We start from the raw sequence: 25,056 nt of genomic DNA, 5'->3' as shown, positions 1-25,056 counted from the left end.
TCCTGGCCAGCGTGGCTCGATTTTGTCAGCGCACTTCAGAGACAGGACACTAGAGTGGATTCAAGGCTGAACTGTCACTAGATGGCAGCTTCAAGAAAGCGAGACGGCGAAAGCCGAAGCGCAAGATTGAGGCAGCAATGTAGACGAACAGTTCAGCCTGTTTTGTCTCCACGTCCCTCCTCCCCATCGGTGTCCGGTTCCATCACTCTACTGCTTCCGCCTCATGATTGATTCTGCTCTCCGCCGCAGTGTGCTAGACTGCCTCGCGCAGAAGTCGAGAAGAGAGCTGCGGGGTGATCGATGAATACGCACGCACCAGCGATCGGGTTCGTCGGCGTGGGACGAATGGGCGCGAACATGGCGCTTCGGTTGCACGAACAAGGTTACCGCCTGACCGCGGTGTACGACGTAGACCGTACGAAGGCCGAATCCCTCGCCCGTGAAGTGCACTGCCTCGCCGCCGCGACACCGGCCGAGGTCGCTGCGTCCGCCGACACGATCTTCACCGTCATCACGGATGACGCCGCCATGCGCGAGATTTTCAGCGGCCAGCCGTCCAGCCTCCTGACACACGCCCGTGGACGGCTGTTCATCAATTGCGCGACGCTGTCCCCACAGATTCATGTCGAAATCGAATCGTTGGTGGAAGGACACGGTGGACAGAGCTTGGAGGCGTGTATGGCGAGCAGCATTCCTCAGGCCCGCCAGGGAACCTTGTATTTGATGTGCGGCGGGAAGCGCGCGGCGTTTGAACGGGCCGAGCCTCTGCTCAAGTCATTGAGCGCCAACCTTCGGTACATCGGCCCAGCCGGCCAAGCGGCAAAAGTCAAGGCGCTGGTCAACATGGTGATGAACATCAACACGGCCGGCCTCGCCGAAGGCCTGGGACTAGGAGCGGCCCTGGGACTCGATCTCGCCATGCTGCGGGATGTCTTTTCGCAGACCGGGGCCGCCTCCCGGGTTCTCGAGACCGATGGCGAGGACATGCAGCATCGCGCACACGACTGCTATTTTTCAGCGGCGCATGCGGCCAAGGACTCCGGAATCGCATTAGCGTTAGCACGGGCGGTCGGCCTGACGTTACCGTTGGCCACCGCGACGTACGAGCAATACCGACGGCTGGTGACAGTGGGCAAGGGCGAACTCGACAAGTCCGCGGTGGCCGAACTCACCTTCAAAGATCGGATGGCGCCATGATGCAGGTCGTCCGCCTTCTCGTGCTCGCGGCCGGCTGCCTGCTGTTCGCATGCTCGGACAAGCAGGCGCAAGAACTGTACATGACGGCCCAGTTCGAGGAGCGCCAAAACAACATTCAGCACGCGAAAGAGTTGTACCAGGAGATCGTGACGAAATATCCGAAGAGTGATTATGCCAAGGACGCCCGCGCGCGACTCCAACACCTGGAACAAGGAGCGCGACCGTCGGATTAGGTCGGACCCGTCACTGATCGGTAGACCGCGAGCGTAAAGCAGCGTCTCGCTGGTGCTGCTCTTCGCCGTCAATGGCGGCCTTGGTGACTCTCACAGGCCGCGGGCACCTTCAGCGGGGGCGCGTGAAACTTCCCGCGAATCCAGTTCATGCCGTTCACGACGGCCGGCTTTCGCACCAGTCTGCATTGCAGCGCGTGTTTTCCTGGAAAATCGACGAGGGTGAGGCCGAGGAGAATGGCCAAGACGCCTTGCCCCGGTAGGACCAACATCAGGACGCCGAGCACGAGAATCACCAGCCCGAGCAGATTCTTTAGCACCCGCAAGCTGACTCGAAGCACCGGAGGCTGTCGGTCGAGCCACCCTTGCCGTTCGCTCACGAAGTAATCGACCGGCAAACGAACGATGACGACCGGGACCAAAATGGCAGTCAGGACGAGTGCAATGCCTGAGAACACCGACACCCAGACGAGAACGTCTTTCGATATCCACTCCGTCATGCCTCATCGTATCATGCCGTCTTCGGCCAAACCGTCAGCGTTTGGCGGACGGAGACGCGTTCCGTAGAACAAGACCGTGGACCGCTTTCACTCATTCACGCGAGCGACAGTCTTCCTCTGTATCTTGCTCATGACGGTGCCCGGTGATACTGCGGTGCAACTAAACCCGCTGACCACCGCTTCACTGGCCTATGTGTCGGACTACTTCTCATTCGTCGGCGCCGATGAGCAGGGGCATGTCGCGTTTGCACTGGACAACAACCGGGGGCGCGATGGCGAGGCGTATCAGGCGGAACATTTCGCGATTCTACACGACGAGCGGCAAGGTTGGATCGGACTTGTCGGGAGCGGACCATACGTGAACGCAGAGAAAGAGCTGATCGGTATTCCGGACTCGAAGGACTTTCGGTTTACCGGGACGCCGACAAGTGGACTGACGATGTCCAGTGATTCGAATTCCGTGACGCTTCGCATCGATCCGATTCCTGAACGGATGCGCCGACGTCACGATGAGTCGATTGTCTGGATGGGTACGGCGCCGGGCGTGCTGACGTGGCAGGGACGCACGATTCACGGGCGCGTCATCTACGAATATCTCGCGATGCCGAACTTCAACCGGTTGACCCACAGCTATCCCGGGCTGTGGAAGGACTATCAGGGTCTGTACTTGACCGCCGACGGGGAGAACGACGTGTACCTTCACAGTTAGCATAGCGACCGACTGGCGCCGCTGGTAGGCCGGGTCCTCGGGTTTGCCATTCTGAACGGCACGACGGAGGGTATGGACGATGTCAGGGCGGAGATCCTCGATCGCGAAGTCGCCATGGGCCTGTATCGATGGCCGACGGCCTGGCATGTTACGTGGCGCGGCGCACGAGGCGCGGCCTCACTGACAATCGAGTTGACGAGCCGGAAGACGGTGAAGAATTGGATTATCGGCGGCTTTTCGATGGGCATTGCCAAAGGCGAGTTGCGCTACGCCGGCCGGCGGTGGCCGGTGTACGGGCTGGTGGAATTGCTGATGTGACAAGCCCGAGTGCTCTGCTCTTATTGTCCGATAAATTCCCCGTGGATGCCGCGCGGGGCTCCGACCTGATACTGCGGATCCTCGAACTCTTCCCATCCTTCGTGATTCTCGCCCAACGCCCAACCACGGAGGTACAGGACCGCAATCACCGGCTCGGCGGGACCAGCGTTCGTCGCCGTGGTTTCCTTGGCGCCCACCACCCGACCCACGACCGTCACGCGAGCCCACTGTCGATAGGAGGGTGGTAGCCGCTCTGGTGTGACAATCAACCAATAATGTCCAACCTCGGGGCCGTCTTGGGTTGGCGGACGATGCGGGTGATAATCGCGATCCAGCGGTCGATTCTTCATGTACAGCCACAGACGACCGCCGTCACGCTGCTCCTCTTTCACAACCCCCCCGAGGATCACCACCTTGCCTCGGTAAGCGGCCGGATCGGCGGCAAGGCTGCTCAGGGTCACGCCAGGCTCTGCTTCCCGGACGTATTTCTTCGGCAGGGACGTCGATGAGCAGCCGACGAACGCCGCGATCACGATCGCCGTGAGTGCCTCAAAAATGAGCTGTCGGAACTGATATGCCATACCGTTCGAATCGGCCCGGCCCGTATGATGCGGGCGTGGGCATTCATTCGTCAACTCGTTGCTTGTTGTGTGAGCGTGCGCGCGGTGTAGGATTTGGAGAGACCGGCCGGCAGGAGTGGCTGGATGGTTTGCCGCCTCTTGGTAGGTATCCGAGTGAAGGAAGCGCCAGGGCCGACGGTGAGGATGAGATCAATATGTGAACGTGACCTTACCCGACCGGCTTACAGACCGCCTTCGTCTGGTCTCGCCTGCGGTCTTTGTAGTGGACGAAGACTTCGGTGTAGTAGCCGGTCTGTCGCTGAAGCGTGTTGGTGGAAATGCCATAATCATCCGCCTCGGTCCACTCCAACGTCGTTTCGTCGGCGCGGTCGAGCTCATAGGAGCGCCCGCCCTTGCCGACATAGGTCATGGTTTTCGCCTCGAGATCGAACCGGGCAGTAAAATTCACCTGGCCCTTGCACTCGAAGGTCAGCACGTCGGCCGCGGCCGGCTCCGCTCCGCAGAGGAGAGCCACGAGAGCGACCAGGGCTGCAAGGACGCCCACCCGCCCGAGCACGCCACTGCTCACATCACCGGGTCGCATGTCTCAATCCCCTGATCCCAGCGACTCAATCGGCGAAATGTTGTAGCACAGCTCGAGATCGTACTCTTCGATCAGCTCGTTCGCCGCCTCGCGCCCATAGCCGTCACGGACCTCTTTGATGATGAGGTCGATCGGCATGGCGGCATGGACGCCGTATTGATCGATCGCCGATTGAATCCGCTCGCGCGCTTCATCAAGCGTCATGGCACTTCCCCTGTCAGGCGAGGCAAAAGTGTAGCATGGCTGAAACCCGGGATGCAGCAGGACCGGCGGGAACCAACGAAGATGAGAAGGATGAGAGAAGGGAGGAGAACGCTCCTTGCGAGAGCGTTGACTAGGGCGGAGGTCTCGGGAGGACTTTAGGCTTCCCAGTACGTGCTGGGCTTGCTCACCGTCCTCATGCGCTCGACCCCCTGTCTCACCATATTCCCTCGGGGCGTTCAGCTCCTCCCCGTGCTCAACGTAGTCTCTTTTCGCGGCTCCGTCAAGACCGTAGGCATTCGTAGCGAATGCTGCCCGTATCCCCATCACGACACGCTCTTGACAATCAACACCACTGCGCTAACAGCGGAGATCACCAGGACGACCGGCCGAACGTAGCCGCGATCGAGTAGCGGTGCGATTGTTCCGGCCACGAAGTACCCGGCGAGAATCCCGGGAATCAAGTACAGACCGAGCAAGACATGATGCCAGTCAAAACGGCCGACCACATGGAGCAGCAGTAACGCGCCGACGGAGGAGAAGAGATAGAGAAATGCCAAGGTGGCCCGCAGCGTCTTTCCCTCCTCGTGTTGATACAACAGCGCCAGCACCGGCGCGCCGACCGCCACGGTCATTCCCATGAATCCCGCCAAGGCACCGGTGAGAAGCGAGCTCACGCCCGTAAAGCGAACCTTCAGGCCCAGGGCGGTGAGGACGACGGCCGCCAAAATCAAGACGCCGAACAACATGCCCAGACGCGATGGCGCCAGCGTCGCGAGCCCCGCCATTCCGATGAGCAGGCCCAACACCAAGCCGAAGCTGACGGTATGCAGATGGTCCCGCTTGATGTCGGGCAGACCTTGGATGGTCATGACGCCGGACAGTGCAAGGCTGGCGAACATGACCGGGCCCGGCACCAGCTCCATATTGATGAGCGCGAGCAGCGGCACCACGAACATCCCAGTCCCGACACCGGTCGAGGCTTGCAGGATGGTGCCGAGCGCGATGACGAGGTCGGCTTTCACGCTGTCGATGAACGTCAATTCCGGCATCGTTCCATCAGTTGCCGATCCACGAATGATGGGACGTCAACGCATCGGGCGTCGATCCGTCGCATGCGTGGCCGAGGGCGACCGCGGATACGCGCGCATCAGGATGGCGTTGCGGGGTCGCAGCGTGATAGCTAACTCGGACTCGACCGATTGACCAGACACGAGCATGAGGTCGTAACGTTGCGCGATCATGGCCAACAAGAGAACCGCCTCGACCACCGCGGATTGATTGCCGACACAGGTCCGTGGGCCGGCCCCGAACGGCATGTACGCCAGTCGGTGCGCAGCCGGCTGAGTGCCGGTCGTGAATCGGTCCGGCTCGAACTGATCGGGCTGGTGCCAACACTCGGGGTGACGATGGAGGTTGCGGATACTGATTACCACGATCGAGCCCGCGGGAATCGGCTGGCCCGCCAGCGTCGTCGCGGTCGCCGCGCGCCGCTGCACCGCGGGCGCAGGTGGGTAGAGGCGCAACGCCTCTTCGAAGACGGCGCGTGTATACGTCAGCCGCGGGATGTCGCCGACCGTTGCGCGGCGATCGGCAAGCACGCCGTCGACCTCCTGTCGCATCTTTACACAGGCCGCCGGATGCGTGGCCAGCAAGTACCAGGTCCATGAGAGGGCGTTCGCTGTCGTTTCATGCCCCGCGCTAAAGATCGTGACCAGTTCGTCTCGTATTTGTTCATCGCTCAGCGAGAGACCGGTCTCAGTATCGTTGGCGCACAGCAGTACATCCAACAAATCGTTACGGTGGCCACCTTCCTTCCGCCGCTCTTCGATCAGGGCATAGACCAGATCATCGATATGCGCCTTCGCCCGCCGAATTCACGGTTCGTTCGCGTCGGCACCCACGTCGGGAGCCGAAGGGGATTGTGAAACGCGTTGAACGCATAACGAAGCAAGACGCGCAGGCTGGGCTCCAGGGCCGGCACATGGCGTGCGAGGCTCGTGCTTGCCATCGTCTGCGCGATGATCTCCAGCGTCGTCTGCATCATCTCGAACGCGATGTCGAAGGGCTCCTCGGGATTCCGCCTTGCCCAGCGCTCCAGCAAGCGCTCTCCAACGTCGACCATACGCTCCGCCATCATCGTCACATGACTCCGCTGAAACATCGGCTGGATCATCCGTCGATGGCGCCGCCACGTCTCGCCACTGCTCGTCAACAGGCCATTGCCCAGCACCAGCGCCAACCCGGTCGGTTTTCGCGCGTCATAGACCTTTACGAACACATCCGGTTTGTGGTGCAGCACCTCCTCCGCCAACGACGGACCACTGAGCAGATAAAACGTCCGCGGGCCGAGCCGAAACCTGACGAAGTCGCCATACCGCTCACGCCACACCGTCATGGTCTCTAACGGCCGACGATGGAACTCCGGAAGATGCCCGAGAAGCCATCGCCCGTTTGGCACATCGACGAGCGGGGGACGTGTCCGTTGTGGCGTCACCGCCATGGGAGGTCGAAGCTAGCAGCTTTTCATGCGGCCGTTCAAGACGAGTCACTTTTCCGTCCCGCGTGTCGGACGCCTCGCATCCGCCTGATCCGCCGCAGCCGATACCGATTCCTCGCGGCATCTTGATACGATGAAGCAAAGACAAGGAGGCGGCCATGAACGTGAAAGCCTATCGCACGATGACGGAAGCCGTTCAGGATTTGAAGCAGCGCGGGTTTACCGCGAACTTCGAGTTATTGGGAGGCCGATTCAGAGCGGTGGAGACCGGAACGACATTCGAGCCCAGCGATCTGACGATCGTGGCGCACTATCGGTTCGAAGGAATGAGCGATCCCGATGACCTGTCGATTCTCTACGCGATCGAAACCAATGACGGCACGCGGGGGCTGATTGCCGATGCTTACGGTCCATACGCCAACGCGGATCTCGCCGCCTTCTTACGCACTGTGCCGTTGCATGAAGAGATTTGATGAGGCGGTTGATACCAAGTACAGGCTGTAGAAAATCCAAGGCCCGCACTCATGGGTTCGAAGCGCAGGCCTGTTCCAGGAAGTTACAGAGAGCCGCAGCGGCTCTCACGAGGATCAGCTCCAGCCGTGCGCATGATCATTGCGCCTGAAGAGACGATTGAGGTGGCAGGGTCGTCCCGCCAACGTTGAAGCGTCCGACTGCCCCACCGAATGCTACCGCTTCATCTGCCCGATCCATCGTGTCGACGACGATGGCGTCGGCTTCATCTGCCTGTCGCCATAGTTTCGGCCTTCGTTCTTTACCTCATCTCGTTCGAACATTGCAGCCCGGTCTACTATCAGCACTATGCCGTGCGGACGTAGGAGCAAGGCCTACTCATGGAGCTCATGTCGGACAAATGCCTTCATCGTGATGTTCCATTTTCCAATATCGCTCTCCGTAGATTTTTGGGATCGTGCCGTCGTGAAGGAGAGGCGGCCGGGAGCTTAACAAGGAGCAGTGCCATGAAGCGCATTCGGTACGTTGTCTGGGTAAACGATGACCGCTTCCTTTACCGGACATTTCGCGGGGCAGTTTTGTGCGCAAGCCGCGCCAACGCGCAAGGGAAAGATACATTCCTCTACCCCGAGCACCTCAAAATCTTCCCCCAGCGGGCCACCACGGTCAGACAAGCAAAATCCGCATAACGGTTCCCTCGCTCTTCTTTACGTCACTGTCGGCCGAATCCCTTCACGGCAAGGAGAGGAGCGGGAGGTCGAATCGAATTCATCGTGACGACCTCCCACTCCCCATAGTCGCCTCGGCCTTACCGCAGACACATCGGCCAGAGACGTAGGTCAGTCACCTATGGTCGACGCAACGCGATACGGACCCAAGCAACGGCTTTCCGCATCCACAAGTCCTGAGCCGTTGGACCGTAATATCTGACGGGTTTCAGAAAACGATTAGAACCACTGCAGACAAGGCAAGACAAAGACATGGAACGGAACGCCGACGTTTTGGCGCTGCACCTCGAGCTCCGCTTCGAACTTCCTCACTCGTTCGCGAAAGCCATTCAGCCGGTCGTCAGGAACGGCGACCAGTAACACCGTATTGGATCCACCCACGTGACCGAGCCCGGCACGCTGCCGGTATCGCCCTTCCCCTGCACACTGTCGAACCGCGTGTACGGAAGCTGCTCGTGCTCGACCAGCGGCAGCACCTCATGCTCGAACGACGTCCGAAACACCATCATCACGAGCTGCATGGCGCCTCCTTCTTGGGGCGATTTTATCCTGCGCGCCTAGACAAACGGGACCGTCGGGTGGACGGCAGAGGTGTCGTACTTCTACCGACAGGACGTCGATCCGGCCGCAACGGCGCGCCCACGGCAGCGTCGAATGACGTCCTGCAACGCCGCGCGCATCTCCGTGAAGGGTAGGTGTATGCGATGGCCATGTCCCGGGAGGACCCATTCGAAGGGATAGGTGAGAAGCCGTTCAGTGGAGGTGAGGAGATGACGATGAGAACACACATAGACTGACGGGACGTCGAGCCGGCAGTCCTCGGGGTCCCACCAGAGATGATCGCCAGTAAAGAGGTACCGCCGTGCATACAGCAGCGCAAGACTCCCCATGGTATGACCGGGGACCGGAATGATCTCTACCTGATCGTCCAGACCAACGGGCTTGTCTCCGCGCAGGATCCGTTCCGCGTCCGGCATCGCCTCGGCGTCCGCCTCGTGAATCAGGCGCACGGCACCAAAGCGCTTGGCATAGCGCCCCGCATCACCGACGTCGTCCGCGTGGCTCAGAAAGATGTACCGCACGCCGCCCATCCGTTCGAATGCCTCGACCAAGCGCCCGGTATAGCGCGGCGCATCGATGAGCCAGTTCCCGGCCTCGTGTTGAACAAAGTAACTGTGTGCGCCGAACGATTTTTCAGAATTGAACCCGTTGTAGAAGACCGATCCGTCGATGGGCTGAGGAAAAGCACGCACAGCGGCGTGCAACTCATCACGGTCGGGACGCTGACTCCCAATCGCCCCAACCGGGCAGGTCACGAGCGCCAGGTAGGCCTGATGCCGCTCCTCCGCGGTATCGGGCTGATGATACACCGCCGAAGCGTCGTCCCGCTCGCAGAAGATCGCCGGGGCCAGTTCTCGACACGCATCACAATTGATGCACGTCCGATCGACAAAGAAATCGCCGGCGACATTCGCCGGTAATCGTTTTGACGCGCGGGCCATGATGAACCTCCGTCGCTTCATCATACACCATCACGATCACGCCAACGGCAGTTGTCGGTAAGGCGGTTCCCGACGGTCGTGTCATCGTTCGCCCTATTTTTTACCTCCGGTATTTTAGCTAACGTGGGCGCCATGATGGCATGGTGGAACAGGGCCCTCGTCATCACGGCGGTCATGCTCGTCGACCACGCTGCCATCGCCGCCTCCGAGCCTTCGACCCGGATCGGCGTCGTGGTCAACATCGAAGGAAACGTCTACGTCGCTCGGACCGGCCTGACGCGGCCCGTTCCTCTCGTCGCGGAGCAGCCGGTCTACGCGGAAGATGCGATTGAGACTCAAGCCAGATCGCGCGTGCAGCTCCTGCTCGATCACGACACGTTGATCACCCTGGCCGAGGACACACGCTTGGTCCTCGGCGACGCGAGGTCGGCTGAGGAACGGCAGGCACGCCTCCTCGGCGCAGTGGACCGTGGTCATGTACGGCTGCTCATCGGCCGCGACGCGTATGGAGATGCTCGCTCCCAGCGACTCCAACTCCCCGAATCAGACATTGTTCTCTCCCACGGTTATCTCACGGCGTGGGTCGCGGAACGCGTTCCTGCACCGCCGGACGACCATGGCGTCACCGAGCCGAGCGGTGCGAGAGCAGTCGGCGTCGCGAATATCGGTATGGCCGGGGACGTGATGTTTTCCTCAGCGAAGGAGAAGGTGGTCGTACCGCCCGGTCACTTTTCCACGGCGGTGTTTCAAGGACCGCCGCATGTCCCGGCCCTCATTGGTCAGCAGCGCGTGGTGCGACAGACGCTGCTTGCCACGGAAATGAAGCCGGTCGTGCGTAGAGAGACACCCAAAGCGTTGCTACAGACCCTCACGGTTGGAACGGGCCTGAACGACGATCGGCGGCCGACGTCCGCAAACGCTCGCCCCGATTCAGCGACTGCGATGTTTACGCCGCCGGCTGTCATTTCAGGTGCCGCCCTCACGGCCGCCAGTGCAGCGCCGGGAACCTCAATAGGCGGCCAAGCGACCCCGGCCGCCACCAGTTCTCATCCCGTCACACCGGTCAGCGGCGTCACGACGACGCCGCCCGCACCGGCCGCTTCTCCCGCTCCGTCGCCTGTCATTGCTCCGCCCCCGGCTTCTTCATCGCCGTCCGTCTCACAACTCAACGTCGGCAACGTTCTCAATGACGTCCTCAATAAAGCCAAGGGGCACAAGTAAGGTCGGCCGACGGCCCCAGGACAAAGGTCCTATGTCAAAAGGCCAATTGCGGCTCGCACGCACGATCATCAATCATGCGGAGCGTCAAGGCTGATGGCGCCATCCCGAACATGACGAAAACTCGCGTGCCCCCCTCCCGCAATCCAAGCCGCCTGATTCTCTCGTTCCTACTCGCGCTGAGCGTCGCCCTTCCTCACCATGCTGTCGCCAGGGCCGGCGCTTCATCGGCGTCGCGCCAAGCGGTCGAGACTGACAGAATAGTCGGCAACGATCTGGCCGACGGTTTGACCGACGTCATGTTGGCCAGAGCCTCTGAAGAGCGCCAGGACTATGCCGAAGCGGCACGGCTGTATCGGAAAGCCGCGAACCGTGGCCTCGCGGTCGCGCAGCACTCGCTCGCGTTGCTGTACGTCGCTGGTCGGGGCGTTTCCCAGAATTATGGCGAAGCGATTCGGTTGTTCCATCGGGCTGCCGAGCAAGGTTATGCCGACTCGCAGACGCTACTCGGTGTCCTCTACTACAACGGTCAGGGTGCCAAGCGCGACTTCGGCCAGGCGCGCCTCTGGTTCGAGCGTGCGGCGATGCAAGGCAAGGCGCACGCGCAGTACAGTCTCGCCATGATGTATTCCCTCGGCCAGGGTGTGGCCCAGGACGACAACGTGGCCCTCGCCTGGTATCGACGAGCGGCCGAGCAATATCACCCGGCAGCGTCGCACAACCTCGCGCTCAAGTACTTCCTCGGGAACGGTGTCGAAAAGGATACGGCGACCGCGTTGCGGCTGTTCCAGCAAGCGGCGGAGCGCGGGCTCGCCGAGTCGCAATACGTGCTGGGCCGGATCTATCTGAACGGCGAAGACGTGCAGGTCGATCATACCGAAGCGCTGCATTGGTCACGCCTCGCCGCCAACCAAGGCCATCCCGGCGGCCAGGTGACGTTGGGATTGCTGTATGCGCGTGGTGACGGCGTTCCGCAAGATGGACGTGAGGCGATCCGCTGGTTCAAGGCCGCCGCGGATCAGGGGGATGCGAGCGGGCAATTGAATCTCGCCTTCGCTTACTGGATGGGGCTCGGCGTTCCGGCCGATCCGATTGAAGCGTACCTTTGGGCGAGCCTTTCGGCGGCGCAGGACAACTTGGAAGCGAAAGAACTGCAAGCGGCCATTCTCAAAGACATGACACCCGCCCAAGCTGAAAAGGCTCACCGCCTGGCGGCCGCGACGAAGACCAGCGCCGCCCAGTCGGGCGCGCCTTCGAAGTAGACCACTCTCGTTGTCTCCTCCGCTCCGTTCCTGTATAGAGATTTCGTGACGGCGGTGTGCCTGAGAGGGGCGACATGTTGAGGCGAGGCGGCGCAGTGCCGACCCTCCTCCTCTCGTTCGCCATGACGCTTGCGTCTACTGCCGCTCAGGCCGCCGGCCCGGGCGACCTCGATCCGCACCTCGCCGCCATCGCTGACTCCGCTCACGCTTCTCCGATGATGACGATCCCGGCCGGATGGTTCCTGATGGGCACGAACCGCAAAGACGACGATCCTTATGGCTTGGAGACGCAGTACGACGACACCGAACTGCCGCAACGCCGCATCTGGTTGGATGCCTTCGCGATCGACCGGGATGAAGTCAGCCTGGCCGAGTATCTCGCCTATGTGCGCACGCGCCATCGGCCCGTCCCGGAAGAACTCCAGCGGTTGATCTCGCATCTCATTACCGTGCACGCCATGCCGGACGCTGTCATGGCGAGTTGGCCAGCCCTCTACGTCACGTGGGGCGAGGCCGCTGAGTTCTGCCAACACCACGGGAAGCGGTTGCCGACCGAGGCTGAATGGGAAAAGGCCGCACGCGGAACCGAGGGGAACTTGTTTCCGTGGGGGCATCAATCGCCGGCGCCTGGACTGGCCGTCTTCGGGCAATATCACGTGCATGAGATCCCCCTGGTGGCCGCCGTGAATAGCGGCGAGGAGGGGCAAAGCCCGTATGGGCTTCACCACATGGCCGGAAACGTCGCGGAGTGGGTGCAGGACTGGTTCGGCTTCGATTACTATTCGATCATCCCCGACCACAACCCGCATGGCCCCACGACCGGGCGCTACAAGAGCGTCCGCGGCGGTTCCTGGAAGAGCCGTCCCAATCTGCTCAGGACCGCTTCACGGAACGGCGCCTCACCTGATCAGCGCTCGCCGACGGTCGGCTTTCGTTGCGCCAAATCCATAGCACGACCCGGTCACTGATGGGCGCCGGATTGCTTCGCCCTGCACCGATTCGCTCCCGGCTCGAACCCCACTCGAGAGCGGCCCATCATGCCGTTGAGCGGGTCATTCCGAGCATTCGAGATATCGGCTTATCTGTTTAGCATTCCGTCCCTGGTCAGCATCCCGCGGACGGAATGGAGTTGAATACGTAAGTGGCGAAGGCTATAGTAGTCTATGGCCGAAGGTCAGCCTGTGAATCGCAAGATGTATGGACTGCGCCTCGATCGACGTTTGATGCAGGCGGTCAAGCATCTCGCCGTCGATGAAGGCCGTGCGATGAACGATCTGACGGAGGAAGCGCTGCGCCAATTGCTCAAGAAATACCGACGTAGCGAGAAGACCGGCAGAAAATCGACGGCTCGATCGGCGTAGGTTCTGGTCGGATCGCCGTTCGTCGTCGGTCTGTCTTCTGTGACTCCTCTCGCCGGCATGGCTCTACCGCCGGATCCCACGTTACCCGCTCACGCCTGGTTTGCTCAACATCGTCCAGTTCCTCCATCACCATCTGACGTCACTGAAGGGGTCAGGATATGCCGCGAAGACCGGCCCTCTGTCGCGTTCATTGACACGTGCGAGGCGACCTATAAGGAGCTTGACCCGCCGTCCACCCGTCCGGTAAGGAACCAGAGAGGCAGCGTCAAGGAGTTGCGGATGCAAACGACACGAGGGTATGCGGCGATGAAAGCGGGCGGACCCGTCGAGCCGTTTGCCTTCGAGCGACGGGATCCCGGCCCCCATGATATCCGCATCGCCATCCGCTATTGCGGGATTTGTCATTCCGATCTCCATCAAGTCCGAGACGAATGGGGCGGCGCGATCTTTCCGATGGTGCCGGGACATGAGATCGTCGGCACGGTGGAGACGGTCGGGTCGGCAGTGACCCGGTTTCGCGTTGGAGAGACCGCCGGTGTCGGTTGCTTCGTCGATTCCTGCCGGCGATGCGAACCGTGCACGAAGGGGCTGGAGCAGTATTGCGAAGGGCATCTCGTTCTGACGTATAACGGAACCGAGATGGACACGCGCACGCCGACCTATGGTGGCTATTCGGAACGCATTGTGGTGGATGAACGGTACGTCTTGCGGATTCCGCCGGCGCTCGATCCCGCACATGCCGCTCCGCTCCTCTGTGCCGGCATCACCACCTATTCTCCCCTGCGGCACTGGGCTGTCGGGAAGGGACACGCGCTCGGCATTGTCGGGCTGGGCGGCCTTGGGCACATGGCGGTCAAATTCGGTGCGGCCTTCGGCGCGCAGGTCACGGTGTTCACGCATTCCGAGAAGAAGCGTGACGACGCATGGCGACTCGGAGCCAGCAACGTGGTCATCACCGCTGAAGACGGCGCTTTCGCTCGGCTTGCGCGCCGGTTCGATTTCATCCTCGACACGGTTTCAGCCGCGCACGACTATGGAACGTATTTGGAATTGTTGAAGACCGACGGGACCATGATCCTCGTCGGGGCGCCGGACCAGGCGCTTCCTTTGTCGCCATTTCCATTGATCATGCGGCGCCGACGGCTGGCCGGCTCGGTGATCGGCGGCATCCCAGAGACCCAAGCAATGCTCGATTTCTGCGCCGCGCACAATATCGTACCCGACATTGAACTCGTCCCGATGCAAGATGTGAATGAGGCGTACGAACGGATGTTGCGTGGTGAGGTACGGTACCGGTTCGTGATCGATCTCGACTCGTTACGGCAATGAGCCGGTAGGCAGCGAGTCTCACACGGGAGATGTGGGCGGGGCGAGATCGCGCCTTAAGGCAGCGCGTCCGTCCCGACCCGCTCTGCCAGCTTGGCACGCCAGCCGTTCGAGAGACCTTCCACACGCAGCGCCCTGGCCAAGAGCTTGGGATTCTGCTGGTCGAAATACATGACCTCGATCAGCTCGGCGACGCTCAAGCCATTGCCGTCCTGATGTAAGCGGATGACCGGATCACCGGCGGCGACCTCACCTGCTTGCACCACTCGGAGATAAAATCCCAAGCGCCGGCTGGCGAGGAACTGTTTCGGAAAGCCCGCGGAGCCCATCTTCGCCCCGAGCTTGTAGCATGGTGTCCGGGCCTGTGTGATTTGCACCACCGCCGAGCCGATCTGAAAGACGTCGCCGACATAAACCGCGTCTTCCATCATCCCTTCGAGCGTAAAGTTCTCACCGAACTGGCCGAATGACAGATCCGAGCGAGTCAAGACGTCGCGCCAGTACGCGTAGTGTTCGACGGGATACGCATACACGGCCTGGTCGACTCCGCCGTGGTTCTCAAGGTCCGCCTGCCGGTCGCCCTCCACGCTCAGTCGACCGACCTTCACGCGTCCGGTGATCGGTTGTTTGAAAATGCCGGTGCGGACGGACTTCCCGCGAAAGGACAGCTTCTGGATGGTTGAGATGTTGACGGAAATAAGCTTCATCTGACCACGTTTACTGACAGGGTGGTAGCAGGCCATGAGGGACCGCGTCAAGATGAGTGATCACGTGTTGGACTGGAGGAAGCGTGCGGGAAGAGGGCGTCTCAGCGTCCTTCGCCTGAAGCAAGCGCCCGGACCTCGTTCCGGCCGGCCTGTTTTGCCTGAAGCAGCGCTTGTTCGGCGTATCTCAACACCTGCTCACCGGTTGACGCGCGGGGCCCGGTTTCAGCCGCTCCAATGCTCACCGTCACGACGAGATCGGCGGCGACGTACCGTTCGGCCCGCCGCGTGATGAGGCGTCGGGTCCACGACAATCGAATGGCGGAGTTCAGCATCCCGGCCTTCAGCGCTTCCAGCCTCGGCAGAACATCGCTCACTGTCCAACCGCGAAAAATGACCGCAAACTTATCTCCGCCGCACCGAAACGCTTGACCGCGCCGAAGCCGCCTTAGCTTCGCGGCCAGCAACCGCAATGCGACGTTCCCCAACGCTTCTCCGTAGTCCGTATTGATCTGCTTCATGTTGTCGATGTCGATGACCGCGATCGTGAACTGGCCCTTCACCTCTTTCAACGTCTGAAGGAACGCCGCGCGATCGGGCAGGTTCGTCAACTCGTCATAGTGACTCAGCCGATACTCATCGGCGTAGAGCGCGACCATCAAGATCAAGCCGGCCGTGGCCAAGAAGTGCGTCGGCGACCAGCCGCGCGCCGCGCCCTGCATCGCAATGAACGCGGCCAGGAGCGACCAGAAGAATCCGCGATCCAGGCGGCTGCCGGACACGATGAACCGTGCCGTGACGAGCACGAGCGCGGCGGCGAACGCGAGTAACGATGCTTGATTCAGGACCGACCACCGTAACCACCGCGGGTCGATGAACGTGACATCGAGCGAAGGAAGGATGACGGCCGCCCATCCCGAGGAGGGCGCGAGACACAGCCCGACGACCAAGAGCGCTTGCATGAGAATGACGACGAACCAGGCGATGTCGCGGCGGACTGCCAAGTGCCGTTCCTGAATCAAGGCAAGCGCCAGAAAATTTAACGGCAACAGCAAGCCGACCGTGTTGAAGACGCCATGCCTGACCGCCGGCAGTCGGCTGGCGAGCGAGAAGGATCCGAGGGCACCATCGGCCAACGCAAGGAGCAACGTCGCGAAGACCACCCGACTTAACCCCACATACCAGGCGACCAATATGGCCAGAGCCAACACGAGGTAATCGTAGGTCAACAGCACGGCGCGGTCCACTTGGGAAGACCCGTGGGACGCAAGAAGGCAATGGCGGCGAGCAGGAGGAGTCCATCGGGAACGAACAGAGAGGACAGGGATTTCAGTGACGAGACACGCATAGACAACGGTAGGCTAAGTGTACCTTGGACCTCGACAGTCCATCACGGGCTAAGCTCCTGGTTTTGTTCGACAGCACGACTGTGCGTTTTCGTGCATGCCTCCAGCGAGGCGAAGTGCCGTGCGATCAACTTTCACGTAATTTTGGTATGCTTAATCACCATCGGTCAGGAACGATGCTCAGACGCGTCCCGTTGGCTCTCTTTACAGTGCTGCTTCTCGTGGCCTCCGGAGTACAGGCCGATCCCTCCGCCCGGCCGTTTTGGACCGAACAAGCGATGTTCCGGTTCGGAGACGAGCTGTTCTTTACCGGCGTGGCGTCGTGTGCGGGATCGGCCGAGGAAGGCCGCCAACGCGCGTATCAAGCCGCAATGCAGGAAGTGCTGAACTATGCCGGCGGGGGGACTTTGCACGGTATTCCGATCGAAACCCAAATGCTCTTCGAAGACCCCTCGCCCGCCGGTTGTCCCTCTGGCACGCTCACCGTCTGGCGGTTGTTGCGGATTCCCGAGGTGCCGTTGGACGCATTGGCCAAGCGACGGCAGCAGGACCGAGGACCATCGACCATCTCAGCACCGGCGTCGGCACCCGTTCGCGACCTTTCCCTCCATGTCGGCATGAGTCGGGAGGCGGTCTGGGAGCGATTCGGGCAACCGCGGGCCGTCATGATGAAGCGCGGCACCGGCGAGGTGCACTACGAGTATCCACGCTTCGGTCTGACGCTCGCGTTGGACCTGCAAGGATTTTTGCTTCATTGGCACTTGGATGGTCCGCAGTCGGCCGCGGCCTCGCGGACCGCGCCCGTTGAATGGCCGCACGCGACTGCGAACGGCGAGAAGCGCGCTGAGCTGCCGACCATCGATCTCACCGACCGACTTCGCGTGCTCGAGGAGCGCTCCTCGCAACAGTTGCAGGACGATGCGCGTGAAATCTGCGCACGCCGATGGCGCCGGGACCCGGCCCTCCAGCAGACATGCCAGCCCTACGAGTACGAGCATCTCCGTCAGCTCGATCGGCAACCCTCCTCCTTCGCCCGCTGACCCGTTCACCTCAGGCCCATATTCAGGATGTCCAGGGCTTGTATGCCGACGTCACGCTTCGGGCTCGGCCGACGGGCATGGGACAAAGCCGGCGGTAGAGTAGACTATGACTTTCGCATTCCTCGTGTTCCTCCTTGCCGTCGCCGGCTGTAGCGAGCGTGCCGCGGACCGGACTCCATCGGCGGAAGCCACCGTGGGGTCTGACGATCCCGTGGCCTTGCGCGAACGCGCCGCCCGCCTCCGCAGCATTGCCCAACAGTTCGACCAAGAAGCGGGGACGTTCCGAAACGAAATTCCCGGTGGACAGCCGATCCTGCAGCGTAAGGCGGTAGCCGCGGATTCCTTGCGCGATCGAGCAGCCGCATTGGATGCCGAAGCGCGACGGCTGGAACAGCAAGACGCGGGGGGTGGACCCAAATCGATGCCGGCCAGAAAGGCGATCAATGCTCGGGCCGAACATCGGCATCTCGCCGTGGAACTCCGCCAACTCGCGGCGGAGCGCCGGCAAGAGGCGGCCTTGATGGCGCACGCGCCATCTCCCGATACCGCGGCCATTGCTGAAACGCGCAAACAGGCGGACCGCCTGGAGGCCTTAGCCGATGAAGCGGACGCCAAGGCCCTCCAGGAGGAACAAGCGATCCCCCACGGCATGGTGCCGCAGTAGTTCCTTCGCCTTCTTCTCGTTGTCCCCGATCCTTCTACCCTGAAGCCACTACGCGACTGACAGCGTGTCCAATCAGACTCCTGGTCACGCGGCAGGAGCCGGTAGTCGGTTCAAGAGCCGCAAGACCAGCAGCACCGTGGGAGGAATGTAGAGCATCACGCCGACCATGCCGAGGAAGGCCTCCCCGATCCAGAACGTCACTCCCAGACTGAAGATCAGCGCGGCGTAGTACAACGCACATCCGAACAGAAGCCCCTTCATAGGCGTACTGCACCGGTGATCGCCACCCCTCGGCGGGAGCCGGCGGTCGACCGCGAAATACACGGTGAGCGCGATAACGGCGACCGTCGTCCACCCGGCGAAATTCGCGAGCGGGATCCCGAAATAGAGGCCGGGCCGCGGGTACCCGTAAATCGAGCCGAGAAACCAGCGATCGCCTCGTAAGGCCACCGGATCGATGACCACGTCGATGAAGGTATGAAACAGCGCCGTAAGCCCGAGGACGGCCGGGGAGGTGCGGACGACGGGGTCGAAGATGAGGGAGAGGCGATGCTCGCGCCGTCCATTTGTGGATGGCAGCACAAAGACGAGGGCCACGCAATAACTGCCAAAGAGTAAGAATGTGAACGAGAGGGAGTCCATGAAGGGAACATTGGCAATGTAGAGCTCCTGCCCCACCGTCGATCCCGTGTAGTAGTAGTCGCCGAACGGCACCCCGACCCGCGTCGAAGCGAACTCGCACACAAAGGCGGTCATCCAACTGATGAGCAAGAATAGCGACGTGCGACGCCAGCCAAGGAGCATCCGGCCCGCGAGCAGAAACGCAGCCAGAAATGTGAAGACGTAGGGGCGAAGGAGGATCGTGTTGAGGAGCAGCACGGGCAAATCAAAAATCATTGCAGTCGGATGCTCGTGCGACACGACGGTTTACGAAGTCCAGGCCATTGGCTCGGCGGCTAGCAGCCCTCGTCACATCAATCTCCACCGGCGATCGGCTTCGCCTCATGCTCCTCCCGATCCGGACACGAGAGTGTCCTTCTTGAAGCTCGATGGTCTTCTTCTGAACATGCTCGAGCAACGGCCAGCGAGAACTACACGTTTGATTCTACGTATGTCAACCCTCGCTCACCGCTCCCAATCCATTTCGTGCCTATCTCATGATAGAAGTTCGGTATCTCGACGCCGAGAGTATCCCTCGGGATGCCTGCCGACACGACGGCGACAGCATGACCTATTTCGCGCGAATACACCGCTCGACCATCATAGAGCGGTTCAGCCGCGTCGGGTTGACGAGGACCGGCCATCAGTCCGACTTCTAACCATTAATTATCTATTCGAATGAACCCGGCCGACCAAAGGAGGTGGGGTCAAGATCCCGAACGCGAGGAGGTGGCGGGAGATACGCCTTCCGGAGGCGCGTCGAGCCGAGTGCGGGATCATTTGGCGAACGAGCGTACACTGCTGGCATATTTGCGAACCGGCGTCTCGATCCTCGCGCTCGGTCTGGTCATCGAGCGGTTCTCGTTGTTTCAACGCCTCACGGGGGTTCCACAGCACAATGGTTCGGCGATGACGATTCCCATCGTCGGCACTGTGTTGATGTGGCTTGGCTTTCTGCTGATTCCCTTGAGTGTCTGGCGGTTTCTCGTCGAGCGACGGGGAATTGGACCGCCGTATCTCGCCGCGCCGCTCTGGCCCCTCACGCTGTTGGCGCTCACGCTGGCGCTCGCCTCGATCGTCCTGCTGGCCGCCGTACTCCTCGATCGTTGGGCATGAGACGCCAACAGACAGTCCCACGTAGCCGGGAGATGAACAACGGTTGTGTACCTGCTGCGGGAACCTGGACGAGGGACAGCCGCTCACGTCCCGCTCGGCGTCTCATTCGATCGTGCGCGAGCGATCAGGTCGAGGCACTTGGCGATCAGACCGGTCCAACCCGTCTGGTGACTGGCACCGATGCCCGCGCCGTTGTCACCATGGAAATACTCATAGAACAGCACCAGATCCCGCCAGTGCGGGTCGCGCTGAAACGTTTCCGTGCCGCCATAGACCGGTCGTCGGCCATTGCGGTCGGGCAGAAAAATGGCGGTCAACCGCCGGCTCAATTCCATGGAAATGTCGGCCAGCGTCATCATCCGGCCCGATCCGGTCGGGCATTCCACCTTGAAGGTGTCACCCAGGTAGTAGTGAAATTTCTGGAGCGATTCGATGATCAAATAGTTCACGGGAAACCAGATCGGCCCACGCCAATTGGAATTGCCGCCGAACAGCCCGGTCTTCGATTCCGCCGGTTCGTAGTCCACGCGATTCGCCATGCCGTTACATTCCAAAACATAGGGATGCGCGAGATGGAACCGCGACAGCGCGCGAATGCCGTAGGGCGCGAGAAATTCCTCCTCATCCAACATGTACCGCAGCACTTTCCGGAGCCGCTGTCGGTTCACGAGCGAGAGAAAGCGTCGCACGGCCGCGTCGACCGACTGAGTTTCGACGTGTAGACTGAAGTCCGGCCGATTTTCGATGAACCACTGCATCCGATGTTTGAACCGTGGCAGCGCATCGACGATGTCCGAATCGAGCGTCTCGACCGCGAACAGCGGGATCAGACCCACCATCGACCGAATCTTCATCGGAAAGTTCCGCCCGTCCGGCAAGCGCAGCACGTCGTAATAAAAGCCGTCGTGCCGGTCCCACAGCTCAATCTTTTCCTCCCCGATGTGGTTCATCGCGCGGCAAATGTAGACGAAATGCTCGAAGAATTTGCTCGCGACGTCCTCGTACGCGCGGTTCTCGCGCGCCAGCTCAAGCGCAATCTGCAGCATGTTGAGGCAGTACATGCCCATCCAGCTCGTCGCGTCGGACTGCTCGATGTTCCCGCCCATGGGGAGCGGCCGCGAGCGATCGAACACGCCGATATTGTCGAGCCCCAAGAACCCGCCCTGAAAAATATTGCGCCCTCCGGCGTCCTTGCGGTTCACCCACCAGGTGAAATTCAACAACAATTTGTGAAAGACCCGTTCGAGAAACAGCCGATCCCCGACGCCCGTCCGCTTCTTTTCGATTTTGTACACCCGCCATGCCGCCCACGCATGAACCGGCGGATTCACGTCGCTCAACGCCCACTCATAGGCCGGCAATTGACCGTTCGGATGCATGTACCACTCGCGAAGCATCAACACGAGTTGTTCCTTGGCAAACGTCGGATCGATCATGGCCAGCGGAATACAGTGGAAGGCGAGATCCCAGGCCGCGTACCACGGATATTCCCACTTGTCGGGCATCGAGATGACGTCGGCGTTGTAGAGGTGCGTCCACTCGGCGTTGCGCCCGTGCAATCGGGTCGGCGGGGGCTCAGGTCCGGCCGTATCGCCCTTCAACCACCGGCCGACCTCGTAGTGATAGAACTGCTTGCTCCACAGCAGGCCTGCAAACGCCTGGCGTTGCACCCGTCGCTCTTCCTCCGACAACGCCTCAGGCGTGACGGATTCGTAATACGCATCGGCCTCCTGCTCGCGCTCGAGAAAAACCCGTTCGAACTCTTCGCCGAATCCCGCTTCCGCCTGATTGGTAAAGCGAAGACGGATCGTCCACGTGCCTCCTGGCGGCACCTTCTCGACGTAGTGAGCCGATACCTTGGAGCCGATCCCATCCGGATTCACCGCCTCTTTGTCGCCGTGCACGATATAGTCGTTGATCCCGTTTTTCGCGTAACGCGGTCCGTCGTCGATCCCGAAGAGCCGTCGCACGTTCGTCTCGTTTTCCGTAAACAGCAGTGGGGGCACCCCCTCGCACAACAAGCGGCGGTAGCCGTAGTAATCATGATCCAGCTCGACGACGCTGGCTGCGCGCCGCCCCGCGGCCAGCGGCTCGCCGCGCCGCAGCCGCGGTCGCCGCACGTCGAGTCCCCACGACCAGGTATTCCGAAACCAGAGCGTCGGCAGGACGGTCACATCGGCCGGGTCCGGGCCGCGGTTGATGACGTGGATCCGAATCAGGATGTCTTCCGCGGTCGCCTTCGCGTATTCCACCAGGACATCAAAGTAGCGATCGTCGGCGAAGACGCCGGTGTCGAGCAATTCGAATTCGAGATCGTGCCGCGTCCGCCGCCGGTTTTCCTCGATGAGTCGCGCGTAGGGGAACTCGGCCTGAGGGTATTTGTAGAGGAACTTCATGTACGAGTGGGTCGGCGTGGAATCGAGGTAGAAATAGTATTCTTTCACGTCTTCGCCGTGATTGCCCTCGTTCCCGGTGAGCCCGAACAGTCGCTCCTTGAGGATCGGATCGCGACCGTTCCAAAGCGCGAGCGCAAAACAGATCAATTGATGCCGATCGCAAATGCCCCCCAAGCCGTCTTCGTTCCAGCGATAGGCGCGGGAACGGGCATGGTCATGGGGAAAATATTCCCACGCTGTCCCATAGGGGCTATAGTCCTCCCGCACGGTCCCCCACGCCCGCTCACTCAAATACGGCCCCCATCGCTTCCAATGCACGGTGCGACGTGCGCTGTCGGCCAAGCGCTGCGCTTCAGCCGTCCTCGGACTACGTTCGCTCATCATCAGCCCTCCTTCGCATCCGAAGCGACCTCCGGTCTCGGCGCGGCGCCAGGATCGCGCAAGACGACTTCTTGAAGTCTCAGGAATTCTCCAAGCGACCAGGCTTGAAACGGACAGCCGCGCGGCGTGTACGGCGGCTCTGCATCGGCGATCTCCGAGATGTGCCCCAGTCCCGCGTCATGGAGATGCTGACGCAAGCCGGGCAAAAACATCCGCGTCGCGTCCCGGCGGGCGGCCTCCGTGTTCCCCCGGGTACGGACCCACGCTTCGACAAACGGCCCCATCAGCCACGGCCAGACGGTGCCTTGATGGTACGCCCCGTCCCGTTCCTGCATTCCGCCATCATAGTGCCCCACGTACCACGGCTCGTCGGGCGCCAATGAGCGGAGCCCGAGAGGCGTCCAGAGCCGCTCCTCCACGAGATCCACGATGCGACGCGCACGCGCTTCTCGTATGATATGAATCGGTAAGCCGCCGATGGCGAATATCTGGTTGGGGCGAATCGTCGCATCAACGATCCCTGTGCGATGGTCACAGTCGATCACATCATAGAGGCAGCCGCGGCGGTCGTTCCAGAAACGCTCGGTGAAGGCGGTGATCGCCCGCTCATATTCATCGAGACGGCCGCCGGTGAGCTGCGAGGCAATCCACAGGGCGTTGATCCACAGCGCTTCCACCTCGACCGGCTTCCCCACGCGGGGCGTGACGACGCGATCACCGACCTTCGCATCCATCCATGTGAGCTGGACGCCCGGTTCGCCGGCGGCCAAGAGGCCATCACGATCAACATGAATCCGATAGCGCGTGCCTTTGGTATACCCGGTCAAGATTGCATCGATGGCGTCCACGAGACGGCGGCGGTCGATTGGAGTGATGCGACCGACGGGCTTCTTCAGCAATTCATAGACGGCGACAATGAACCAAAGGGAGGCATCTACGGCGTTGTATTCCGGCGCAATCCCCGCATCCGGAAACCGGTTCGGCAGCATCCCCTCGGACACCGCACCCGCCCATTCCAATAAAATTGCGCGCGTGACATCGAAACGCCCCGTAGCAAGACACAGCCCACGGAGCGCAATGAACGTATCGCGCCCCCAATCGGTGAACCACGGATACCCGGCGATGATCGTGAGCCCGTGTTCGGCCTCGTCAGTTGACTCGCTGGACTGCCGTCGACTCTGGACGATATAGGCCTCGGCAGCGCGGTGTAGCGCCGTGGGAAACGCCCGTCGCCGCCGCGCTTCGTTCTGTTGGAGGTCGGTCGCTAGAAGGCCGACGTCAGTCGGCTTCGGCACGCTAGCCCCGGTACACTCGGCAGACAGGATCAGCCACGCATCGCCTGCGGACAGCTCCCAGTGGAAGAGCCCGGGCGACGCCAAATCCTCCGAATGGTCCAGGCCGCGTTCTCGCTCTTGCTCGTACAGAAAGTTGCGATACCACACGGGGTCGTGCGCGTACGAGCCGTTTGCGATGGCAGTCATCGCCGGGACTCCGGGGTACGGGCGCCAGATGATGCGGTTTCCGGCTGGTTCGCCATCGAACCGAAAGACCGGATTTTCGTGGTGAAGCGCGTGGTAATCGCGGCCCGATACGAGCGGACGAACGAAAAGATCGATGGCAGGATGCCGGGTCACGAGACGCCAACCGACCACAACAGTTGGCTGTCCGTGCGGCACGAACAACTGCTGCTCCACCACGATCTCATCGTCGATTCGAAAGCGCCATTGAGGCCATGGCTCGCTATCAAAGGCGATGAGCCGCTGGATACCGTCGGGGTGAACGACATCGGGCGCGTACTGCTGAGAGGACAGGGCAAACGTGCCGGCGGCAGTACGGGCCCAGACCTCAGCACCGTTGACGAGCACCATACGGCCGGACGGCGGCGTGGTCGCAACGAGCAGCCAGGCATGATAGCGCCGGGTCCGAATGCCGGCGGCGGTCCCGGAGGCAAAGCCGCCGTTTCCATCGGCCTCCAACCACTCCTGCTTCAACAGAGCCTGTACGTCCATGGCAATCGCAAGTGTACGGCCAGGGGAACGCTGTCCGAGCTATTGTGTCAGGT

Annotated in this window: 28 protein-coding genes; 14 read left to right on the top strand and 14 right to left on the bottom strand. The window is 61.4% G+C overall.

Features of this window, described 5'->3' with window-relative positions; translation table 11 throughout:
- Positions 1-300 precede the first annotated feature (300 nt).
- Positions 301-1,197 carry an NAD(P)-dependent oxidoreductase gene (locus AC1U7K_RS08980; RefSeq protein ID WP_480250801.1) on the top strand — a complete coding sequence of 299 codons (897 nt, stop codon included), beginning with the start codon at positions 301-303 and terminating at the stop codon, positions 1,195-1,197.
- A complete protein-coding gene (locus tag AC1U7K_RS08975; RefSeq protein ID WP_480250799.1) occupies positions 1,194-1,430 on the top strand; it encodes a tetratricopeptide repeat protein in 237 nt (78 codons plus the stop codon). The genes AC1U7K_RS08980 and AC1U7K_RS08975 overlap by 4 nt, the downstream gene beginning before the upstream one ends.
- A 68-nt stretch (positions 1,431-1,498) precedes the next feature.
- Here the strand turns inward: AC1U7K_RS08975 and AC1U7K_RS08970 are convergent, their stop codons facing one another.
- Positions 1,499-1,927: a PGPGW domain-containing protein gene (locus AC1U7K_RS08970; protein ID WP_480250798.1), complete on the bottom strand. Its 429-nt coding sequence runs from the start codon at positions 1,925-1,927 to the stop codon at positions 1,499-1,501.
- A gap of 130 nt (positions 1,928-2,057) precedes the next feature.
- Here AC1U7K_RS08970 and AC1U7K_RS08965 point away from each other — a divergent pair, with 130 nt between their 5' ends.
- Both AC1U7K_RS08965 and AC1U7K_RS08960 read left to right on the top strand, forming a co-directional pair.
- Positions 2,058-2,636: a hypothetical protein gene (locus tag AC1U7K_RS08965; RefSeq protein WP_480250797.1), complete on the top strand. Its 579-nt coding sequence runs from the start codon at positions 2,058-2,060 to the stop codon at positions 2,634-2,636.
- A gap of 72 nt (positions 2,637-2,708) precedes the next feature.
- Entirely contained in the window at positions 2,709-2,954 is a 246-nt protein-coding gene (locus AC1U7K_RS08960) for a hypothetical protein (RefSeq protein WP_480250795.1), read from the top strand.
- A 20-nt stretch (positions 2,955-2,974) separates the two neighbouring features.
- Here AC1U7K_RS08960 and AC1U7K_RS08955 read toward each other — a convergent pair whose 3' ends face one another.
- The 6 genes from AC1U7K_RS08955 to AC1U7K_RS08930 form a co-directional block, all read right to left on the bottom strand.
- Positions 2,975-3,535 (bottom strand): Slp family lipoprotein, encoded by a 561-nt coding sequence (locus tag AC1U7K_RS08955; protein WP_480250794.1) that lies wholly within the window; start codon positions 3,533-3,535, stop codon positions 2,975-2,977.
- 208 nt (positions 3,536-3,743) lie between these two features.
- Positions 3,744-4,118, bottom strand: a complete 375-nt coding sequence (locus tag AC1U7K_RS08950) for a hypothetical protein (protein ID WP_480250793.1) — start codon at positions 4,116-4,118, stop codon at positions 3,744-3,746.
- Positions 4,119-4,121: 3 nt separating this feature from the next.
- Positions 4,122-4,322, bottom strand: a complete 201-nt coding sequence (locus AC1U7K_RS08945; protein ID WP_480250791.1) for a hypothetical protein — start codon at positions 4,320-4,322, stop codon at positions 4,122-4,124.
- A 323-nt stretch (positions 4,323-4,645) separates the two neighbouring features.
- A complete protein-coding gene (locus AC1U7K_RS08940) occupies positions 4,646-5,371 on the bottom strand; it encodes a TSUP family transporter (RefSeq protein WP_480250790.1) in 726 nt (241 codons plus the stop codon).
- Between the two features lie 36 nt (positions 5,372-5,407).
- Positions 5,408-6,151, bottom strand: coding sequence for a cytochrome P450 (locus AC1U7K_RS08935; protein WP_480250804.1), 744 nt, complete (start codon positions 6,149-6,151; stop codon positions 5,408-5,410).
- Positions 6,151-6,822: a cytochrome P450 gene (locus AC1U7K_RS08930; protein ID WP_480250788.1), complete on the bottom strand. Its 672-nt coding sequence runs from the start codon at positions 6,820-6,822 to the stop codon at positions 6,151-6,153. The genes AC1U7K_RS08935 and AC1U7K_RS08930 overlap by 1 nt, the downstream gene beginning before the upstream one ends.
- Positions 6,823-6,977: 155 nt before the next feature.
- Between AC1U7K_RS08930 and AC1U7K_RS08925 the strand changes: the two genes are divergently transcribed.
- Together AC1U7K_RS08925 and AC1U7K_RS08920 are read left to right on the top strand one after the other, a co-directional pair.
- Positions 6,978-7,292 (top strand): phosphoribosylpyrophosphate synthetase, encoded by a 315-nt coding sequence (locus AC1U7K_RS08925; RefSeq protein ID WP_480250786.1) that lies wholly within the window; start codon positions 6,978-6,980, stop codon positions 7,290-7,292.
- Positions 7,293-7,796: 504 nt separating this feature from the next.
- The gene (locus AC1U7K_RS08920; RefSeq protein WP_480250784.1) at positions 7,797-7,979 is read left to right on the top strand and encodes a hypothetical protein; all 183 of its coding nucleotides are present in this window, start codon (positions 7,797-7,799) and stop codon (positions 7,977-7,979) included.
- A gap of 368 nt (positions 7,980-8,347) precedes the next feature.
- On the opposite strand, the gene AC1U7K_RS08915 is transcribed toward AC1U7K_RS08920, so the two are convergent.
- Positions 8,348-8,539, bottom strand: coding sequence for a hypothetical protein (locus AC1U7K_RS08915; protein WP_480250782.1), 192 nt, complete (start codon positions 8,537-8,539; stop codon positions 8,348-8,350).
- Between the two features lie 81 nt (positions 8,540-8,620).
- On the bottom strand, positions 8,621-9,520 hold the full coding sequence (locus AC1U7K_RS08910) for an MBL fold metallo-hydrolase (RefSeq protein WP_480250781.1): 900 nt from the start codon (positions 9,518-9,520) through the stop codon (positions 8,621-8,623).
- 132 nt (positions 9,521-9,652) lie between these two features.
- Here AC1U7K_RS08910 and AC1U7K_RS08905 point away from each other — a divergent pair, with 132 nt between their 5' ends.
- From AC1U7K_RS08905 to AC1U7K_RS08885, 5 genes are all read left to right on the top strand, one after another.
- Positions 9,653-10,741, top strand: coding sequence for a FecR family protein (locus AC1U7K_RS08905; protein ID WP_480250779.1), 1,089 nt, complete (start codon positions 9,653-9,655; stop codon positions 10,739-10,741).
- A 74-nt stretch (positions 10,742-10,815) separates the two neighbouring features.
- A complete protein-coding gene (locus AC1U7K_RS08900; protein ID WP_480250777.1) occupies positions 10,816-12,000 on the top strand; it encodes an SEL1-like repeat protein in 1,185 nt (394 codons plus the stop codon).
- Positions 12,001-12,095: 95 nt separating this feature from the next.
- The gene (locus tag AC1U7K_RS08895; RefSeq protein WP_480250775.1) at positions 12,096-12,968 is read left to right on the top strand and encodes a formylglycine-generating enzyme family protein; all 873 of its coding nucleotides are present in this window, start codon (positions 12,096-12,098) and stop codon (positions 12,966-12,968) included.
- A gap of 213 nt (positions 12,969-13,181) precedes the next feature.
- Positions 13,182-13,361 carry a hypothetical protein gene (locus tag AC1U7K_RS08890; protein WP_480250773.1) on the top strand — a complete coding sequence of 60 codons (180 nt, stop codon included), beginning with the start codon at positions 13,182-13,184 and terminating at the stop codon, positions 13,359-13,361.
- 279 nt (positions 13,362-13,640) lie between these two features.
- The gene (locus AC1U7K_RS08885) at positions 13,641-14,690 is read left to right on the top strand and encodes an NAD(P)-dependent alcohol dehydrogenase (protein WP_480250772.1); all 1,050 of its coding nucleotides are present in this window, start codon (positions 13,641-13,643) and stop codon (positions 14,688-14,690) included.
- 53 nt (positions 14,691-14,743) lie between these two features.
- Here AC1U7K_RS08885 and AC1U7K_RS08880 read toward each other — a convergent pair whose 3' ends face one another.
- Together AC1U7K_RS08880 and AC1U7K_RS08875 are read right to left on the bottom strand one after the other, a co-directional pair.
- Positions 14,744-15,394, bottom strand: coding sequence for an MOSC domain-containing protein (locus AC1U7K_RS08880; protein WP_480250771.1), 651 nt, complete (start codon positions 15,392-15,394; stop codon positions 14,744-14,746).
- Between the two features lie 101 nt (positions 15,395-15,495).
- The gene (locus AC1U7K_RS08875; protein WP_480250770.1) at positions 15,496-16,626 is read right to left on the bottom strand and encodes a GGDEF domain-containing protein; all 1,131 of its coding nucleotides are present in this window, start codon (positions 16,624-16,626) and stop codon (positions 15,496-15,498) included.
- Positions 16,627-16,913: 287 nt separating this feature from the next.
- Here AC1U7K_RS08875 and AC1U7K_RS08870 point away from each other — a divergent pair, with 287 nt between their 5' ends.
- Together AC1U7K_RS08870 and AC1U7K_RS08865 are read left to right on the top strand one after the other, a co-directional pair.
- On the top strand, positions 16,914-17,777 hold the full coding sequence (locus AC1U7K_RS08870) for a hypothetical protein (protein ID WP_480250768.1): 864 nt from the start codon (positions 16,914-16,916) through the stop codon (positions 17,775-17,777).
- A gap of 106 nt (positions 17,778-17,883) precedes the next feature.
- Entirely contained in the window at positions 17,884-18,441 is a 558-nt protein-coding gene (locus AC1U7K_RS08865) for a hypothetical protein (protein WP_480250766.1), read from the top strand.
- Positions 18,442-18,525: 84 nt separating this feature from the next.
- Here the strand turns inward: AC1U7K_RS08865 and AC1U7K_RS08860 are convergent, their stop codons facing one another.
- On the bottom strand, positions 18,526-19,338 hold the full coding sequence (locus AC1U7K_RS08860; RefSeq protein ID WP_480250764.1) for a carotenoid biosynthesis protein: 813 nt from the start codon (positions 19,336-19,338) through the stop codon (positions 18,526-18,528).
- A gap of 531 nt (positions 19,339-19,869) precedes the next feature.
- Between AC1U7K_RS08860 and AC1U7K_RS08855 the strand changes: the two genes are divergently transcribed.
- Positions 19,870-20,217, top strand: a complete 348-nt coding sequence (locus tag AC1U7K_RS08855; RefSeq protein ID WP_480250763.1) for a YidH family protein — start codon at positions 19,870-19,872, stop codon at positions 20,215-20,217.
- 83 nt (positions 20,218-20,300) lie between these two features.
- On the opposite strand, the gene AC1U7K_RS08850 is transcribed toward AC1U7K_RS08855, so the two are convergent.
- Both AC1U7K_RS08850 and AC1U7K_RS08845 read right to left on the bottom strand, forming a co-directional pair.
- On the bottom strand, positions 20,301-22,997 hold the full coding sequence (locus AC1U7K_RS08850) for an MGH1-like glycoside hydrolase domain-containing protein (RefSeq protein ID WP_480250762.1): 2,697 nt from the start codon (positions 22,995-22,997) through the stop codon (positions 20,301-20,303).
- A complete protein-coding gene (locus AC1U7K_RS08845; protein WP_480250761.1) occupies positions 22,997-25,003 on the bottom strand; it encodes an amylo-alpha-1,6-glucosidase in 2,007 nt (668 codons plus the stop codon). The genes AC1U7K_RS08850 and AC1U7K_RS08845 overlap by 1 nt, the downstream gene beginning before the upstream one ends.
- Positions 25,004-25,056: the final 53 nt, after the last annotated feature.

The sequence above is a fragment of the Nitrospira sp. Vd2 genome (assembly GCF_979581665.1).
The sequence above is the reverse complement of the archived record's forward strand: the minus strand, read 5'-3'. Positions and strand labels throughout refer to the sequence as shown.